Genomic DNA, 16,721 nt, shown 5'->3' with positions numbered 1-16,721 from the left:
TCTCCTCTCAGTCCGCGGACCGGGCGTAGGTGGGGTAGTGCAGGACCTCGCAGCCGAACCCGAGCTTGAACCGGTTGATCCCGGCCGTCTTCCCGTCCACCTCACCGGTGGATATGCCGCTCAGGTCGAAATGCTCAAGACCCTCGGCCGCCGCCCGCCTGATGGTCTCGAAATGCACGAAGTTCATCGAGCCGTCGACGCGGTGCTCCGGATGCGTGGCCACAAAACGCGCCTCCAGCGAATTCCGGTTCCGGAAGCATATGGAACCGGCCGCCACCCGGCCCTCGTGCAGCGCGGTGAAGAGGTGGACCGACGGATGCTCCAGCAGATCGTGCAGCAGATCGAGGGGGGCGAGGTCGGGTGAGTCCGCGCGGATCATCGCCGGTGCGTAGAAGTCGTAGAACTCGTCGATCCGGCCGGGGTCGTCGGCGAATTCCAGACCGCTGCGCAGCGCCCGGCGCACCCGGCTGCGGGTGCTCGGGCGCATCCGGGCGAGGATCGCCTCGTCCCCGCCGCCGGTGGGCACGAGACCGGTGGCGTAGCGCGGGGCGGGCCGGTACCCGGCTGCCGCCAGCACCTCGGGGAAGTCCCACTCCGGAAGCAGTACCAAGGTGGCGGGGCCCAGCCGGGAAACCCCCGTGAGCAGGGCGGACAGCAGTTCGGGGTCCGGGTGTCCGGCCGGTCCCTTCCACATGAACCAGCCGTCCTGACCGCCGTCCTCCAGCAGTGCCGCGGCCCATCGGCCGCCGGGACGGCCCGCGCGCAGCAGGCGTACGGGATCGCCGCGCCCCGACAGCAGCCGGAACCGGTCGGCGCTCTGGTGGAAGTCCTCGGCCGGGACGTCCGCCTCGTCGGGAACGTCGGCTGTGCTTTCCGGATGCATGATCAGACGAAGCACGGCGTGCCCTTTCTTCTGGTTCTCGCGCATGGAAATCGGAAAGTGTCCAGCGGTTTTCGAGGCATGCAGAAAAACGGGATACGTGAAGAGTCGACCGGGCTGACCGGCGGTTTTACGCCCGGTGCGGTCTCGGAGAAGGAAAGAGGCCGGCGCCTATTTCTTCGGCGCGGTATCGCTGCTAATTTCTAGCGCACCGGTCGTCGTCCGTCAATTACCGGGCCCATGGCCCGTTCGAAGGGAATGACTTGCCATGCGAATTCTCGGTGTGAATGGCTGGCCGGGCGCGAGCCACGACGGGTCCGCCTGCCTCCTCGTCGACGGGAAGGTGGTGGCGTTCGCCGAGGAGGAACGCTTCACCCGGCACAAGCACGGCTACGGCGAGGCCCCGCTGCACGCCGCCGCCTTCTGCCTCCAGGAGGGCGGCCTCGCCCTGGAGGACATCGACGTCGTCGCCCACGGCTGGGACATGCCCTCGCTGCTCACCCGGCGCGGCCTGGACTGGTTCCCCGACAGCGCGCGGGCCCTGGACTTCCTGTTCCCGCGCGAGTACTTCCCCCGCGGCCGCGACCCCGAGCTGGTCTTCGTCCCGCACCACACCGCCCACGCGGCCAGCGCCTACTACTTCTCCGGCCGCGACCAGGGCGCCGTCCTGGTCCTCGACGGCCAGGGCGAGTGCGAGAGCGCCACGCTCGCCTCGGCCGTCGGCGGCGAGCTGAAGGTCCTGGAGTCCGTCCCGCCCGGCTGGTCGCTCGGCTACTTCTACGCCGCCGTCTGCGCGTACACGGGCCTCGGCGCCGACGCCGCCGGCAAGGCCATGGGCCTCGCCCCCTACGGCACCCCCGGCGACCTGACCTTCGGCGGCGGCCTCAGCTTCCCCGACGACGGCTACGCCGTCGGACCGGTGCCGCGCACCCTGCTGTCCACCGGCAGCACCGACGAGGAGGCGGACACCCTGCGGCTGTGGCTCGCCCACCTGGAGAAGACCAGCGCGCTGCCGCCCAACCGCACCAGCCGCCACTACGACCGGGAGCGCGGCCGCTACGTCCGGCGCACCGAACGCGACCCCTACGACTACCGGGACCTCGCGGCCACCGCCCAGGAGGCCCTGGAGCGCTCGGTCGTCGCCATGGCCCGCCGGCTGCTGCGCGAGACCGGCCAGGACACCCTGATGGTGGCCGGCGGCGTCGGCTTCAACGCCACCCTCAACGGCAAGCTCGCCCGGCTGCCCGAGGTGCGCGACCTGTTCGTGCAGCCGCTCGCCGGCGACCAGGGCGTCAGCCTCGGCGCGGCCGGGTGGGTGGCCGCCCAGCACGGCGAGACCATCACGCCGATGACCGGCACCCTCGCCTGGGGAGAGCAGTGGGACGCCGACGCCGTCCGCCGGGTGCTGCACAAGCAGGGCGTCCGCCACACCGAGCACGAGGACATAGCCGACGCGGTGGCCGGGCTGCTGGGCCGCGGCCAGATCGTCGGCTGGCACCAGGGACGCGGCGAGGGCGGCCCCCGGGCCCTGGGCCACCGTTCCATCGTTACCGCGCCGTTCCCGGTGGCCAAACGCGACCGCATCAACCTCACGGTCAAGGACCGCGAGTGGTGGCGGCCGTTCGCGCCCAGCATGCGGCTGGAGGAGGCCCCCACGCTGCTCGGCGACGGCACAGCGCTGCCCTACATGATCGTCACCACCCCCGTGCCCGACGCCGGACGGGCCGCGATGCCCGCCGTGGTCCACGTCGACGGCACCACCCGCCCGCAGACCGTCACCGCCGAGGACGACCCGCTCTACCACCGGCTGCTGGGCCGGGTCGCCGAGCACACCGGACACGCCGTCGTGCTCAACACCTCGTTCAACGGCCGCGACGAGCCGGTCGTGTGGACCCCCTCCGACGCCCTCGCCACCTTCGCCCGCAGCCCGCTGGACGCACTGGCCCTCGGCCCGTTCCTGATCCGCCGCACCGACTGAACCCGGCCCGCACGCACCCGACCGCCCTGTCCGCCGGACGCCTCCGTGCTAGCGTCCTTCCATGCCTTATTAGGTCCGCATGCCCCAGCCGCCGTCCTCCGGCCCCTTCCGCGTCGGCCTGGTGTACCTGTACACCGGCCTGACCGAACTCCTCCCGCTGCACGCCGTCTACGCCCTGCTGATGACCTCGCACGGGGTCTCCACGGGAGGGCTGTCGGTTCTCTTCGCGGTGTGGACGGTGACCACCTTCGTCTGCGAGGTGCCCTCCGGGGCCCTGGCCGACCGCTTCCCCCGCCACCGCGTGCTGGCCGCCGCGGCGCTCGCGCAGTGCACCGGGTTCGCCCTGTGGACCGCGCTGCCCTCGCTCGGCTCGTTCGCGGCCGGATTCGTCCTGTGGGGTGCGGGCACCGCCCTCACCTCCGGGACGCTCCAGTCGCTGCTCTACGACGGCCTCGCCGCCGAGGGCAGGGCCGGGCAGTACGCCCGGGTCAGCAGCCGGGTGGCCGCGGTCCAGGCGTGCTCGGTGGCGGCCAGCTCCCTGGCCGCCACCCCGCTGGTCCTGCTCGGCGGCTACCCCGCCACCGGCTGGGTGTCCGTCCTGCTCACCCTGCTCGCCGTCCCCACCGCCCTGGGCCTGGGCCGCCGGGCCCCCGGCCCGGTACCGGCCGCCGTGCCGGCACCGGCCCCCGTACCGGAACCGGATCCGCAACCGCAGGGCTATCCGGCCCTGTTGCGCGCCGGGCTCGCCGAGGCCCGCGGCACCCCGCGGGTGCGCTCCGCAGTCCTGCTGGCCGCGGCCCTCACCGGCCTCGGCGTGGTGGACGAGTACCTTCCGGTGCTCGCCCGCGAGGCCGGCACGCCCGCCGCGGCCGTACCGCTGCTCCTGCTGCTGCCCTGGGCGGCGATGGCGGCGGGCGGCTTCGCCGGCGGACGCATGGCCGGCGCCGGCGACCGCCTGCTTGCGGTGCTGCTCGGCGCGGGCGGTGCGGCCCTCGCCGCCGGAGCGCTCACCGGCCGCCCGGCCGGGTTCCTCGGCATCGCCGCGTTCTACTGGGTGCTGCGGCTGGCCCAGATCGTCGCCGACACCCGGCTCCAGCACGCCATCTCCGGACCCGCGCGGGCCACGGTCACCTCGATCGCCGGACTCGGCGCCCAGGCCGTCGCCCTCGCCGTCTTCCTGACCCTCGGCCTCGCGGCCCGCTGGGCCTCCGCGGCCGTGCTGGTCGCCCTCACCGCCGTACCGGTGCTGCTGCTGGCCGTCCGGCTGGCCCTGCGACCCGACCCCGCGCACCACGTCCCACCGCCGCACCCCGACGAGCCCCCGCCCCCGGGCACGGACCGGCGCCGTCGAACGACACTCATGAAGGAGAGCGACGCATGACAACGAACACGGCCGACGCAGTCGTGGAGAGCCTGGCCGACGACGTACGGGAGGCCCTCGGCCTCGCCCCCGGGGAACCGCTCGACGCCTCGTTCGCGGCCATGGGCGGCAGCTCCCTGGACGCCGCCCAGCTCACCGTGCGGATGCGCCGCGCCCACGGACTGGACGTCGGGGCCCACGAGTTGCTCAACGCCTCCAGCGTGCGGCGCCTCCTGGACGACCTCGCCGACCGCCCCCGCACCGACCCGGCCGCGGGCCCCGCCGAGGCCGCCCCCGCCGACCGGGCACCGCTCACCTGGCAGCAGCGGGTGATCTGGTACCAGTCCCTGCTCGACCCGGACTCCTCCCGCTACGTCTTCCACGCCCTGTTCCACTTCACCGAGGTGCCCCGCCCCGCCGCTCTGCGCGGGCTGCTGCGCGGCCTGCTGCGCCGCTACCCGGTGCTGCGCACCCGGCTGGTCTTCGACGACGGCGAACCCTGGCAGGTGGTGCCCGCCGCCGACGTCACCGACACCGAGACCGACCTCACCGTCGTGGACCTCCCGGACGCGAACGTCTCCCCGGAGGAACTCGTCCGCATCAGCGGCGCCGACCGCCCCTTCGACCTGCGGACCGGCCCGCTGCTGCGCTGGGTGCTGGCCCGGTTCCCCGACGGCCGCGCGGTGCTGGTGCACACCGAGCACCACCTGATCCACGACGGCAAGTCCTTCGTCGCCCTGCTCGGCAGCCTCCACGAGGACACCGGGACGCCCGACACCCGCTACTTCGGCTACGCCGCGGGCCAGACCCCCGCCGACCCCGCCGAGGTCCGCAAGGTCGCCGAGCGCGCCGCGAAGGCCGCCGGCCGCATCCTGGACGGCGGCCTCCCCACCACCGGCCGGGACACCTTCCTGCGGCTGCCGGTGCCGCCCGCCCTGCTGCGCGAGGTCAGGGAGGGAGCCCGCAAGGCGTCGGTCTCCCTGTTCACCGCCCTGTTCACGGCGTTCTCCCAGGCACTCACCCAGTACGAGGGGGTCGGCGCCGCAGTCCTCGGCAGCGCCGTCGAGAACCGCCCGCCCGGCCACGAGGACACCGTCGGCATGTTCGTGTCCACGGTCCCCGTGGTCGTCGAACGGCGCCCCGGCGAGTTGCCCGAGGCCACCCTGCGCCGCACCCGCGGCGCCCTGCGCGAGGCGATGGACTCCTCCGCCGTGCCCCTCTCCGACGTCGTCCAGGCCGTCGGCGGCACCGACGGACGCGGCGACGGCGCCGTGGTGCGGGCCGCGTTCAGCATGCACCAGCAGGTCGAGCGCGAGGTCGAACTGGCCGGCGTCACCGCCCGCGTCCAGCTCGGTGTCTTCAACGGAGCCGCCAAGTTCCCCGTCAACGTGGTGGCCGTGACCTCCGGCACCGGCGACGACACCCGCGTCGAACTGCTGATGGAGGCCCAGGACGGTGCGGTCGGCCGCGACGACCTGTGGGCGCTGTGGACCGGGACCCTGGAATGGCTGCGCACCTGGGTGCAGCTGCTGCCCGAGCGGCGGACCGAGCCCGCCGCAGCGCTCGTCGCCCGGGTGACCGGGCGCGCCGCCGCCGCCCCGGACGCGGTCGCCCTCGACGACGGCGAACGCCGGATCACCTACGGCCTGCTCGCGGCCTGGGGCGAGGCCGCCCGGCAGCTTCTGGAGCGGCCCGGCGAGGTCGTCGGCCTCCTCGGGACGGCCTCCCCCGACTTCTTCGCCTGCGCCTACGCCGTCCTGCACGCCGGCGGCACCTACGTCCCCCTGGAGGCGGGACAGCCCGACGAACGCCTCGCCTCCATGGTCACCCAGGCCCGCTGCACCACCGTCGTCCGGCTGCCCGGCGTCCCCGACGGGCGCGCCGCCGCCCTCGAAGGGCCCGACGCCGCGCCCCGCCTGGTGGACTGGGCCGCCCTCGTCGACGGGTGGCCCGCGGCGCCCGCCGAACCGGACACTCCGCCGGACACCGACAGCGCGGCCCCCGCCTACGTCATGTTCACCTCCGGAAGCACCGGCGAGCCCAAGGGCGTGATGGTGCCCCGGCCCGCCCTGGACCGGCTCGCCGACTGGGCCGTCCGCGAACTGCGGCTCGGCCCCGACACCGTCGTCGGCCAGCTCGCCAACGCCGCCTTCGACGCCTCCGCGTTCGAGGTGTGGTCCGGGCTGTACGCCGGCGCGCGCATCCGGCTCGCGCCCGCCGGGATCCGCGCCGACCCGCAGCGCCTCGCGGGCTGGTTCGCCGAGACCGGGGTCGAGTACGCCTTCGTCTCCACCCCCATCGCCGAACTCCTCGCCCGGGTGCCGAAGCCGGCCGGCAGCCGGCTCGACCGCATCTCCACCGGCGGCGACCGGCTGCACGCCCTCCCCGAGGACGTGCCGTTCGAGGTGCTCAACATGTACGGCCCGACCGAGACGACCGTGGTGGCCACGGCCGGCTGGGTCGACCCCGGCGGCACCGGGCTGCCCCCGATCGGCCGCGCCCTGCCGTACGGCTACACCCGGGTGGTCACCCCCGACGGCGCCCTCGCCGCACCGGGCGAGCAGGGCGAACTGTGGGTCGGCGGGGACGGTGTGGCCACCGGCTACGCGCACGCGCCCCGGCAGACCGCCGCCCGCTTCGTCGCCGACCCGCACGCCGAGGACGGCGCGGTCGTGTACCGCACGGGGGACGTCGTCCACCTCGACAGCGCCGGCCGGCTGCACTACTCGGGGCGCCGGGACCGGCAGTTCAAGCTGGCCGGGGTGCGCTTCGAACTCGGCGAGGCCGAGGCGGTGGCCCTGCGCAGGCCCGGCGTCGAGCAGGCGGTGGCGCTCACGGCCGGCTCGGCCGCCGGGCCCCGGCTGCACCTGTTCGTCACCCTCGCCCCGGGCACGGCCCCGGACCCGACCGACGAGGCGATCCGCGCGGCCCTGCCGGCGCAGCTGCGGCACCTGACGATCCACCACCTGGACGCCCTCCCGTACAACGCCAGCGGCAAGGTCGACCAGCGCCGCCTGACGGAACTGGCCGAGCGGGGACGGGGCACGGCGCACGCGCCGGGGTCCACCGCGTCCGGGGACCCGGCCGTCGCGCCGGGGTCCACCGCGTCCGCGGACCCGGCCGCCGCGCCCGCTTCCACCGCGCCCTTCGCCGGCGGACCCGGCCGGAGCGGTGCCCTGGACCTGCTGTGGCCCGCGCTCGCGCCGCTGCCCCGCGCGGAGCGGCTGGACCTGGCCCACCGGCTGATCGGCTCCGTGCTCGGCGGCACGGCGGCCGACGAGGAGACCCGATGAACTCCGCCCCGCGGCCGATGAACTCCGCCCCGCGGCCGGCCCCCACGCTGGAGGCGACCCCGCACCAGGCGGCCCAGCTGATCGCCTCCCTGCTCTCCGACCGGCACCGCGTCGGCACCCTTCCCGTCCGCATCCCGCTGACCGGCGAGGAGACCGGCGGGACGGCGGCAGTGGTCGGCCTCGCCGAGGTCCAGCGGGCCTGGACCGCCCTGCTGCGCTCGGCCGCTGCCCTGCGCGTCCGCTTCCACGACACCCCCGACCACCTGGTGCAGGAGCTGCGCGGCTACGACGACCTGCCCGAGGAGACCGCCCGGGTCACCCTCGGCGACGACGACCCGGACACCGACGGTCTCGAGCCGTTCGGGCCCGTCCTGCTGACGGCCCGTCTGGACCTGCGCGGCAGCCGCCCGGTGCTGGCCCTGCGCGTTCACCACGCCCTCGTCGACGAGCACTCCGTACTGCTCGTCGGCCGGGCGCTGCGGCACTTCCTCGCCCACCCCGACGCCGTCCCCGAGGACGACGCGGACCACTACCGGCGCGCCCAGGAGGCGCTGCTGGACGCGTCCCGCAGGGCGCTGCCGCCGCGCCCGCGCGACCCGGCGCCGCCCCGGCCGGCCGACCCCGGCGCGGCGGACGCACCCCTGCTGAGCCGCCTTGGCGGGGATCCCCGGGAGCGCGCGCACCACGCGGTGCGGCTGGCATCCGGGACGGTCGCCGCGCTGCGGCAGGCCGCCCGGCGGGCCCGCGCCTCCGCGGTCTCCGTGGCGCACGCGGCCGTCCTGGCCGCGCTGCACCGGCTGGCACCGGACCGCACCCCCGTCGTCGGCATGCCGACGACCCTGCGCGACCTGCGGGCGGTCGGCTTCGACGCCGTCGGCCTCTACCTCAACGTCGTGCCCACCACGGTCCCCTGCTCCGCTGCCGACACCTTCGGCGAACTCGTCGAACGGGTCCGCGCCGAGTCGCTGGCCCTGCACGGCCGCAAGTTCGCGTCCGTGGGCGACCTCGCCGCGGCGGACGGAGTCGCCCGCCCCGGACGGCCCGGCAACCGTGCCTACGCCGACCTGGTGCTCGCCTTCCGGGACGGCTCCCTGCCGCCCGGCACCGACGAGCGCGCGACGGCCGCCCGGCGGTCCGCGGAGCCCGGCGCCCCGCTCAACGTCGAAGTGGTGCTCGGCCGCGAGGACGGACTGATCCTCTTCGACTGGCGCAGCGGGCTCGTCCCCTGGCCGCCCGCCCCGCAGCTGGCCTCGGCCGTCGTGCAGGCCCTGACCGAGCTGCCCGCGCGGCCCGAGCTGCGGGTCGGGGACTTCGCGTTGCTGGACAGCGCGGGCACCGCCGAGGTGCGGCGGCGCCTCGGCGGCCACCCGCCGACGGCCGGCGCGCCGGCGCCCTCCGTCGTCGAACTCGTCGAGCGCGCCGCCGCCCTGGCGCCCGGCGCCCCGGCCGTCAGCGATGGCGAACGTTCTTGGAACTACGACGAGTTGACGGACGCCGTGGTCCGGGTGCGGGCCGTACTGCGGTCCCGGGACCTGCCCCGGGGCGCCCGGGTCGCCGCCGCCTGCGGCCACGACGTCTGGCAGGTGGCGACCGCGCTGGCGGTCTGGCGGGAAGGCCTGTGCTACGTGCCGGTGGACCCCCGCGGCCCCGCCGAACGCAACCGGTTCGTGCTCGCCGACTCGGCGTCCGCGCTGGTGGTGTGCGGCCCCGGCACGGCCGGTGCCCCCTTCCTGGCCGGTACGCCCGAGCGGGACGTCCTCACCACCGACGCCCTGCCCCCGCGACCGGACGGCGGTACCGCGCCGCCCGGCGGCGGTCCCGGACCGGACGAACCCGCCTATCTGATGTACACCTCGGGCACCACGGGCCGCCCCAAGGGCGTGACCGTCACCCACCACAACCTCGCCGGGTTCCTGCGGGCGATGACACTGGCCCTGCCCGGCGCGGCGCAGGGGGACTGGCTGGCCGAGACCTCGCCGTCGTTCGACATCTCCTTCGTCGAGATGTTCTGGCCGCTGACCCACGGCCGGCACGTCCAGCTCCGCTCGCCCGACGCTCGCGAGAACCCCGCCGACCGGCGCCCGTTCGAGCACCGCCAGTGCACGCCCGCCCGCGCCGGCCAACTGCTGACCGCGCGGGAGCTGGGCCACTCGCTGGGCCGCTGGGACGTCGCGCCGCGCTACTGGCTGCTCGGCGGCGAACGGCTGCCCGGCACGCTCCTGCGACGGCTGCGCGCGGCCTACCCGGACACCGTCTTCGTCAACATGTACGGCCCCACCGAGGCGACCGTGTGGGCCACGTACCACGTGGTCCGCGGCGACGAGGGCGCGGATGTGCCCCTGGGCCGGCCGCTGCCCAACAGCGGGGTGCTGGTGACCGACCCGCACGGGAACGACGTGCCCGAGGGCGTCGTCGGTGAACTTCTCGTCACCGGCGACTCGGTGGCGGCCGGCTACCTGAACCGCCCCGAGGCGACCCGGCAGCGGTTCGTCCCGGTGGCCACGGCCGGCGGGGCGCGCGCCTACCGCACCGGTGACCTGGTGTGCTCGGGCCCGGACGGGCGCCTGTACTTCCGGGGACGCGACGACGACCAGGTGAAGATCCGCGGCCACCGCGTGGAACCCGGCGAACTGGAGCAGCGGCTGCTGGCCCTGCCCGGCGTCCGCGAGGCCGTCGCCGTGGTGCTGGACGCCGACGATCCCGAGCGGGTACGGCTGGCCGCCGCCGTCACCGTGGCCGGATCCGCCTCCTTCGACGCGGCGGACGCCCGGTGCAGGCTGGAGGCCGAGGTCCCGGAGGCGATGCTGCCCGCCGAACTCGTCGTCCTGGACGCCCTGCCGCGGCTGACCAACGGCAAGACCGACCGGCTCGCCGTGCGGGCCGCCTGCGAGGCGGCCGCCGCCGGGACGCACGGGCCGGCCGGCGGGCCGGTGCCCGACCGCGGTCCGCGCGCCGCCTCCGCCGGCGACGCCGGCACGGCGGGCGGGCGCGGCGCCGGGGCCGCGGGCGGGGCGGCGGACCCGGCGCTGGGCGCGGTGCTCGCCGCGGCCGAGAAGATCTTCCACCGGGCGGTCGGCGGTCAGGAGAACTTCTTCGACCTGGGCGGCAACTCCCTCACCGCGCTCCGGCTGACCGCGCTCGTGCGTGCCGAGGGCTTCCACCTGGAGGTGGAGGACGTCTTCGACCTGCCCGACATGCGGGCCCTCGCCGACCGGGCCACCCCCGCCCCGGGCGGCCGGGGCTGAACGGTCCGGGGGGCGCGCGCACCGCGCCGCCCGGACCCCGGCTCGCTCACCTCCCCGCTTCCCCCGTCCCGTCCTTCCCCCGTCCCGCTTCCCGCCTTCCACTCTTCCGAGAGGAGCCCCCGTGTCCGGCGACGTCACCGTGGTCCACGTAGGCGAGCCCTGGCCCGAGCACTGGTCCGTGTCCCTCTACCTGTGCGGCCCCACGCCCCGGGACCCCGCCCTGGAGTCCTGGCGGCCGCGCGCCGAACGCCTGCTGCGCGAGCAGTGGACCGGCGACGGCCGGCTCGCCGTCTTCCTGCCCGAGGCTCCCGAGGGCGGGTCCGAACCGCCGTACCCGCAGCAGGTCGCCTGGGAGGAGGCGGCGATGCACGCGGCCGACGCCATCCTCTTCTACGTCCCCCGCGACCTGGCCACCCTGCCCGGCCTGGTCACCAACGTGAAGTGGGGCGCCTGGCACGACCGCGGGCGGGCGGTGCTCGGCTCGCCGCCCGACGCCCAGCGCAACGAGTACCTGCTGCACTTCGCGGAGCTGCTCTCCGTCCCGGTCGCGCACGACCTGCCCGGCGCGGTCGCGGCGGCCCTCGACCTGGCCGGCCCCGGCGACCGCCGCGAGGGCGCCGACCGGCACGTCCCGCTCGCCCTGTGGCGGTCCCCGGAGTTCCGCGCCTGGCACGCCGGACTGGCCGGGCGCGGCGACGCCCTGGCCGGTGGGCGGCTGCTGTGGAGCCGCGGCAACCCCGTCACGGACTGGGTGTTCGAGGCCCGGCTGCGGTCGGCCGCCACCGGGCGGGAGCGCACCGAGCTGGCCTCCCGGGCCGGGGAACCTCCGCCCGCGCACGCCGGGCACCTCGCCCCGCTGGGCTCGACCGGCTGGTCCGTGTGGCGCGACGTGATGCTGCGCGGCGCCGGTTTCCCCGCCTCCGACCTCACGGCCCTCGCCAGTCCCTCCCTCGCCGCCGCGGCCGATCTCGCGGCCGACGGCGACCCCACGGCCGCGGCCGGCTACCGGCACGCCTACGACCGGGCCGTGGACGACCTGCGCGCCGGGGTGGCCCGCACGGCCGGGTCGCCCGGTTTCCGGGAGGCCGTGCTCTGGCAGAACCAGGCCGTGGTCCACCACCATCTGGACAAGGCGGCCGCGGGCGGCCCGCGCAACGCGCAGGGCCGCCGCAACGAACGCGTGGTCGCCTCCTATCTCCAGCGCTACACCATGAAGAACGACACCATCGGCTGGTTCGGGCCCGTCGGATGGGCCCGCTGCACCGAAGACGGCGGCCCGCTGACGGTGCGTCCGGGCCCGGCGCTCACCTCCGAGCGGCACACCTTCTTCGAGAACTGGGCCGTGGACGCCCTGGCCGCCACCGTGGCCCGGACGCCCGGCGTGCTGCCCTGGCTGGTGCCGCGCCCGGTCACCTCGCACGCCCGGCGCGGACGCACCCTGCTGCGCCCGCGCCGCCCGCCGCGCGAACTCGCCGACGCCGAACTGGCCCTGCTGGACCTGTGCGACGGCCGGCGCACCGCCGCCGAGGTGTCCGCCGCCGCCCCCGGCGGCCCCCGGGCCGCCCTCCAGGTCCTGGTACGACTGCACGACGAGGGCGTCCTCCGCCTCGACCTCACCGGCCCCGTCGAGGCCCGCCCGGAGCGCACCCTGCGCCGGGCGCTGGCCCGGATCGGCGACCCGGAGGTGCGGGCCCGCGTCCTCGCACCGGTGGACCGGCTGGAGCGGCTTCGGGAGGACGTCGCCGCGGCGGCCGGCGACCCGGACCGGCTGGACCCGGCGCTGACCGCGCTGCGCGGCGCGTTCGAGGAGATCACCACCCGGGACGCGACCCGCCGTGCGGGCGCCGACTACGCCGGCCGCACCCTGGTCTACGAGGACACCGCCCGGGACGTCCAGGTCGGCCTGGGCCCCTCGCTGTTGTCGGAACTGGCCGCACCGCTCGGCCTGCTCCTGGACAGCGCCGACTGGCTCGTACGACGGGTCGCCGACGGCTACCGACAGCTGTTCGAGGCGCTGTACGACCGCGAGACCCGGCGCACCGGCCGCACGGGGGTCCCGCTGGCCTGGCTGGTGGCGCTGGCGGCCGACCGGCTGTCCACCGGCCACCGCAGCGTGCCCCCGCCGGTCGAGCGGGCCGTCGCGGAGTTCCAGGAGCGGTGGCGGCGGGTGTTGCCGCTGCCCGACGCCTCCCGCTGCACGGTGGACGCCGCCTCGCTCGCCGCGGCCGTGGCCCGGGAGTTCCCGCCCGGACCGCTGCCCTGGGCGGCGGCGACGCACCACTGCCCCGACCTGATGATCGCGGCGACGGGACCGGAGGCGGTCGCGGCCGGCGACTGGGAGGGTGTCCTCGGCGAACTGCACGTGGCCACCAACACCGTGGAGGGCCGCGCTTTCGTCGACCGGCACCCTGAACCGGAGCGGCTGCTGCGGGCGGCGGAGGCCGATCACGCGGGCCGCCGGGTGTACGCCGTGCCGCCGAAGGACTCGCTGTTCGTCAGCTCCCGGCTGGCGCCGCCGTCGGCGCTGCTGTCGCCGGAGTACCGCTACTGGTCGTGGGCGGAGGGGCAGGACGCGGCCGAGGTGCCGGGGACACCGCTGCCCGCGGGCGGGCTGCTGGTGCACCAGGAGGGCGAAGGGCTGGTGGTGCGCGCCGGCGACGGCACGCGCATCCCGTTGTCGGAGGCGCTCGGTGAGTTCCTGAGCGCGGCGGTGGCCGGCGCGTTCAGCCCGTTCGGGCCGGCCCCGCACCGGCCCCGGGTGACCGTCGGCCGTCTGGTGGTGGCCCGGGAGTCCTGGTCGGTGCCGGCCGCCGGGCCGGCCTGGGTCCACGAGACCGACGAGGCCGCCCGGTTCGCCGCCGCCCGCCGGTGGCGGGCCGGACTGGGCCTGCCGGAGCGGGTGTTCTACCGGGTGCCGCAGGAACTCAAGCCGATGGCAGCGGACTTCGGCAGTCTCGCGCTGGTCAACCTGATGGCCAGGACGCTCCGCGCGGTTCCGGAGGGGCCGGATGCCGTCGTCACCCTGACGGAGATGCACCCGGGGCCGGACCAGCTGTGGCTGCCGGACGCCACCGGCGCCCGCTACACCAGCGAACTGCGGTTCGTCGCCACCCGGTCCGGCTCCCGCGGCGAGAGGGTCAGCTCCAGCAGGAGCGCCTGACTCCGCGCGGACAGCGCCCGGTTGAACCCGGCCGGGAGGTAGAGGACCTCGCCCGCCCGGAGCCGGTGCCGCAGCGGGCCGACTCCGGCGGGCCAGTCCGTCCCGAGCGGGGTGAGGTGCGCCTCGACGGCCCCGCGCAGCTGAAGCAGGAAGGTGTCGGCCGTGACCGGGGTCTCCTCGACGCCGTCCCCGGCCGGGACCGTGCTGTAGGCGGCGCGGATCCCGCGGCCGACGAGCGTGCCGAGGCGTTCCGCGAAGTCGAGCGCCGGGTGCCGCCCGGTCACGCCGGGCTCCCGGTGGGCCGTGGCCAGGGTGAGGACGACGGTGTCCTCGCCGCGCGGCCAGACCACCGCCGCGCTGCGGCCGCCGTGGGTGGTGAACGTCCACGCCATGTCGGTGACGAAGGTCTCCAGGTCGGCCCGGAAGGCCGCTGCTGCGTCCATGCACATCTCCTGATCCGGGGCGCGCGGAGGCACTGCGGGGGATCCCCCGGCGGGGGGCAGCGCTCCGCCGACGCGGTGGGGGCCGGATCCGGTGAGCGCTCGTGATCCGTGGTGTGCCCGCGGCCGTGACGCGGAGGAACTACGGGACCGCACCGCCCGTGTCGCCACCGCCGGGGACGCGCGGGCGACGACTGAGTGGAGGGGAGGACGAGACTCGGGCCCGGCGGCTCCTGGGCACGAGCGGTGGAGGGCGCGGACGGACCGGCGGCACGCGACGCGGGATCCGGCGGAGACCGTCCAGCAGGTGCCGTCGAGTCGGCGCCGGCACCCGCGATGATCGTGACTATGGACTACCGGGCCGGGGCGCGCAAGTCACTATTCCCTGCCACTGCCGGCCTGCGGATGGTCCGTCAGGCGGGCGCGGGCGGCGAGCACTCCGGCCTGGAAGCGGCTGTCGGCACCGAGCGCCTCCATGATGTCGGCGATGTGCCGGCGGGCGGTACGCAGCGACATACCGAGGCGGCGGGCTATCGACTCGTCCTTCAGCCCCGCGGCGAGCAGGGCCACGATGGTCTGGTGGATCTCCTTGGCCACCTGTTCCAGGCCGTCCTGGGCGGCGTCGGAGAACGGGGTGGCCCGGATCCAGTACTGCTCGAAGATGTCGTGCAGATAGCCCACGATGGTGGGTTCGCGCACCGCGACCCCACCCCAGCTTCCGGTCCGTTCGGGCAGGAAGGCGAGGCTCTTGTCGTAGATGATGACGCGCCCGAAGAGTTCGTGCGAGGTCCGGTATTCGGCGCCGAGCGCCGTCGCCGCCGCCACGTACGCCTGGCTGGGACCGTTGAAGCGGGCCGTGTGGTGGTAGAGGGTGCGCATGCGCACGTTCCGGGAGAGCAGGGCGTGGTCGCGGCCCAGGGCCTCCTCCATTGCCTCCGGGACCCGCCCGCTGCCGCCGGGCTGGCTGCTGACCACTTCCTTCTGGCACTCGGCCGACGCCCGGTTCAGGGCGGCCCTGACCTCCTGCATCGTGGGGATCACCTCGACGGTGAAGTCGCGGTTGCCGGTGCGGCCGGCGAAGAAGCGGTCCCGCAAGCGGTCTATCTTCCCGTGGATGAGGTCGAGTTGCTCCTCCTGGTGGCGGATGGCGGCCCGCAGCGGCGCGGTCAGCGTGGCGGCCACGGCGTCGGGGTCCACGACCACGAGCTCGTCCGGAGCGTCCCGAACGGGTCGCACGAGACCGAGGGAGGCCAGCCGCTTCAGCGTGGTGGCGGCTCTCTCCTGCGGGAGTCCGAGCTCTGCGGCCGCATGGTCGGCCCGGCCGCTGCCCCCGTCGACAATCCATCCGTAAACGAGGATGTCGTCCTCGTCGACTAAAGGGGAACCCGGTGACGGCCTCTGCTCGCTCATTCGCTCAGTATTGGCACAGTTGGTGAAGAATCCGGAGTAGATCGGGCGTGGTTTTCTCCAACGCCGCGTGACCTTCCGCACACGACTCTATGCGCGTAGTGGCATCGTTGTCGTACGACGGTCTCCGGCGGCCGTGCTCTCCCGGCGTGGTCGTCCGGCCGGAGGCCCCACCCGGGCGGCCGGCCCGAGCGTTGCCGATCGCGAATCGGCCAACGGTGAACTCCGCCTGGAAGAGGATGAGTCGAAGACACCGTCTTCGGCCGCCGGCGGTCGCCCCACGCGGTGCCCGCGTCCCTCGCGCGGGTTCTGTCGCCGTCCCGGCATGCGGCCGGGGTCCCCGCGCGCCCTCCGGAGACGTGTACCGGGCGCATGTGGCGTGAAATCGGAAGGTCCACGGCGAACAGGACCGCGGCCGGAGGACGGTGATCCTGTGCTCTCTGCCTGCCGAGCCCTTCACCGGAGGAATTCATTTCCCCGGTGAAGGGCCCGGCGCGGGCCGCGCACAGCCCCCGACCGGCATCGCTTTCCCCGGACGGAATTGCGCCGCACCGCGATTCGGCACCGCCGCCCGCCGCCGGGCTCTTCTCTCCGCGGCTGCTCCCACCTGCCGCTTCCACCCGTCGCGGCGCGCGGGTCCGGGCCCCGCGGTTCTTCTGCGTCGACCGCTTGTAGCGCGATCACGTGACTGTCCTGTGGCCGGATTCGACCCCATACTCAGAAGAAGGCCGCGGGCGGCGAGCACCCGCGGTCACAGCGGAAAACGGGACCCACGGAGGGGCGCGGCATGGGGAGTCCTCCGCCGTACGGCGCGGACGGCGGACTCCTGCGCGACCCGGTCCCGGGGGGGGGGGGGGGGGGGGGGGGGGGGGGGGGGTGGGTGTGCTTGGCTTGGTCTTTCCTCTCTCTCTCTTCCTTCTCCTTTGCAGGCCTGGTGAGGGGGACGCGGCCACTAACG

8 protein-coding genes are annotated in these 16,721 nt (G+C 75.4%); 5 read left to right on the top strand and 3 right to left on the bottom strand.

Translation table 11 applies throughout. The features are described from left to right. Window positions 1-7: 7 nt before the first annotated feature. Window positions 8-883 (bottom strand): GNAT family N-acetyltransferase, encoded by an 876-nt coding sequence (locus ACZ63F_RS37735; RefSeq protein ID WP_469718147.1) that lies wholly within the window; start codon window positions 881-883, stop codon window positions 8-10. Window positions 884-1,148: 265 nt separating this feature from the next. Between ACZ63F_RS37735 and ACZ63F_RS37730 the strand changes: the two genes are divergently transcribed. From ACZ63F_RS37730 to ACZ63F_RS37710, 5 genes are all read left to right on the top strand, one after another. Further along, complete coding sequence (locus tag ACZ63F_RS37730; RefSeq protein ID WP_469718145.1) at window positions 1,149-2,858, top strand: carbamoyltransferase family protein; 1,710 nt, start codon at window positions 1,149-1,151, stop codon at window positions 2,856-2,858. A 79-nt stretch (window positions 2,859-2,937) separates the two neighbouring features. After that, complete coding sequence (locus ACZ63F_RS37725) at window positions 2,938-4,239, top strand: MFS transporter (RefSeq protein WP_469718144.1); 1,302 nt, start codon at window positions 2,938-2,940, stop codon at window positions 4,237-4,239. After that, window positions 4,236-7,511 (top strand): AMP-binding protein, encoded by a 3,276-nt coding sequence (locus ACZ63F_RS37720; RefSeq protein ID WP_469718143.1) that lies wholly within the window; start codon window positions 4,236-4,238, stop codon window positions 7,509-7,511. The genes ACZ63F_RS37725 and ACZ63F_RS37720 overlap by 4 nt, the downstream gene beginning before the upstream one ends. Then, complete coding sequence (locus ACZ63F_RS37715) at window positions 7,508-10,756, top strand: non-ribosomal peptide synthetase (RefSeq protein WP_469718141.1); 3,249 nt, start codon at window positions 7,508-7,510, stop codon at window positions 10,754-10,756. The genes ACZ63F_RS37720 and ACZ63F_RS37715 overlap by 4 nt, the downstream gene beginning before the upstream one ends. A 121-nt stretch (window positions 10,757-10,877) precedes the next feature. Then, window positions 10,878-13,916, top strand: coding sequence for a lantibiotic dehydratase (locus ACZ63F_RS37710; protein WP_469718139.1), 3,039 nt, complete (start codon window positions 10,878-10,880; stop codon window positions 13,914-13,916). Here ACZ63F_RS37710 and ACZ63F_RS37705 read toward each other — a convergent pair. After that, window positions 13,838-14,359: a hypothetical protein gene (locus ACZ63F_RS37705; protein WP_469718137.1), complete on the bottom strand. Its 522-nt coding sequence runs from the start codon at window positions 14,357-14,359 to the stop codon at window positions 13,838-13,840. The two genes, ACZ63F_RS37710 and ACZ63F_RS37705, sit on opposite strands and share 79 nt — an antisense overlap. 375 nt (window positions 14,360-14,734) lie before the next feature. After that, window positions 14,735-15,766 (bottom strand): helix-turn-helix transcriptional regulator, encoded by a 1,032-nt coding sequence (locus ACZ63F_RS37700; protein WP_469718136.1) that lies wholly within the window; start codon window positions 15,764-15,766, stop codon window positions 14,735-14,737. Window positions 15,767-16,721: the final 955 nt, after the last annotated feature.

The sequence above is a fragment of the Streptomyces sp. NPDC104761 genome, from assembly GCF_055583445.1.
The sequence above is the reverse complement of the archived record's forward strand: the minus strand, read 5'-3'. Positions and strand labels throughout refer to the sequence as shown.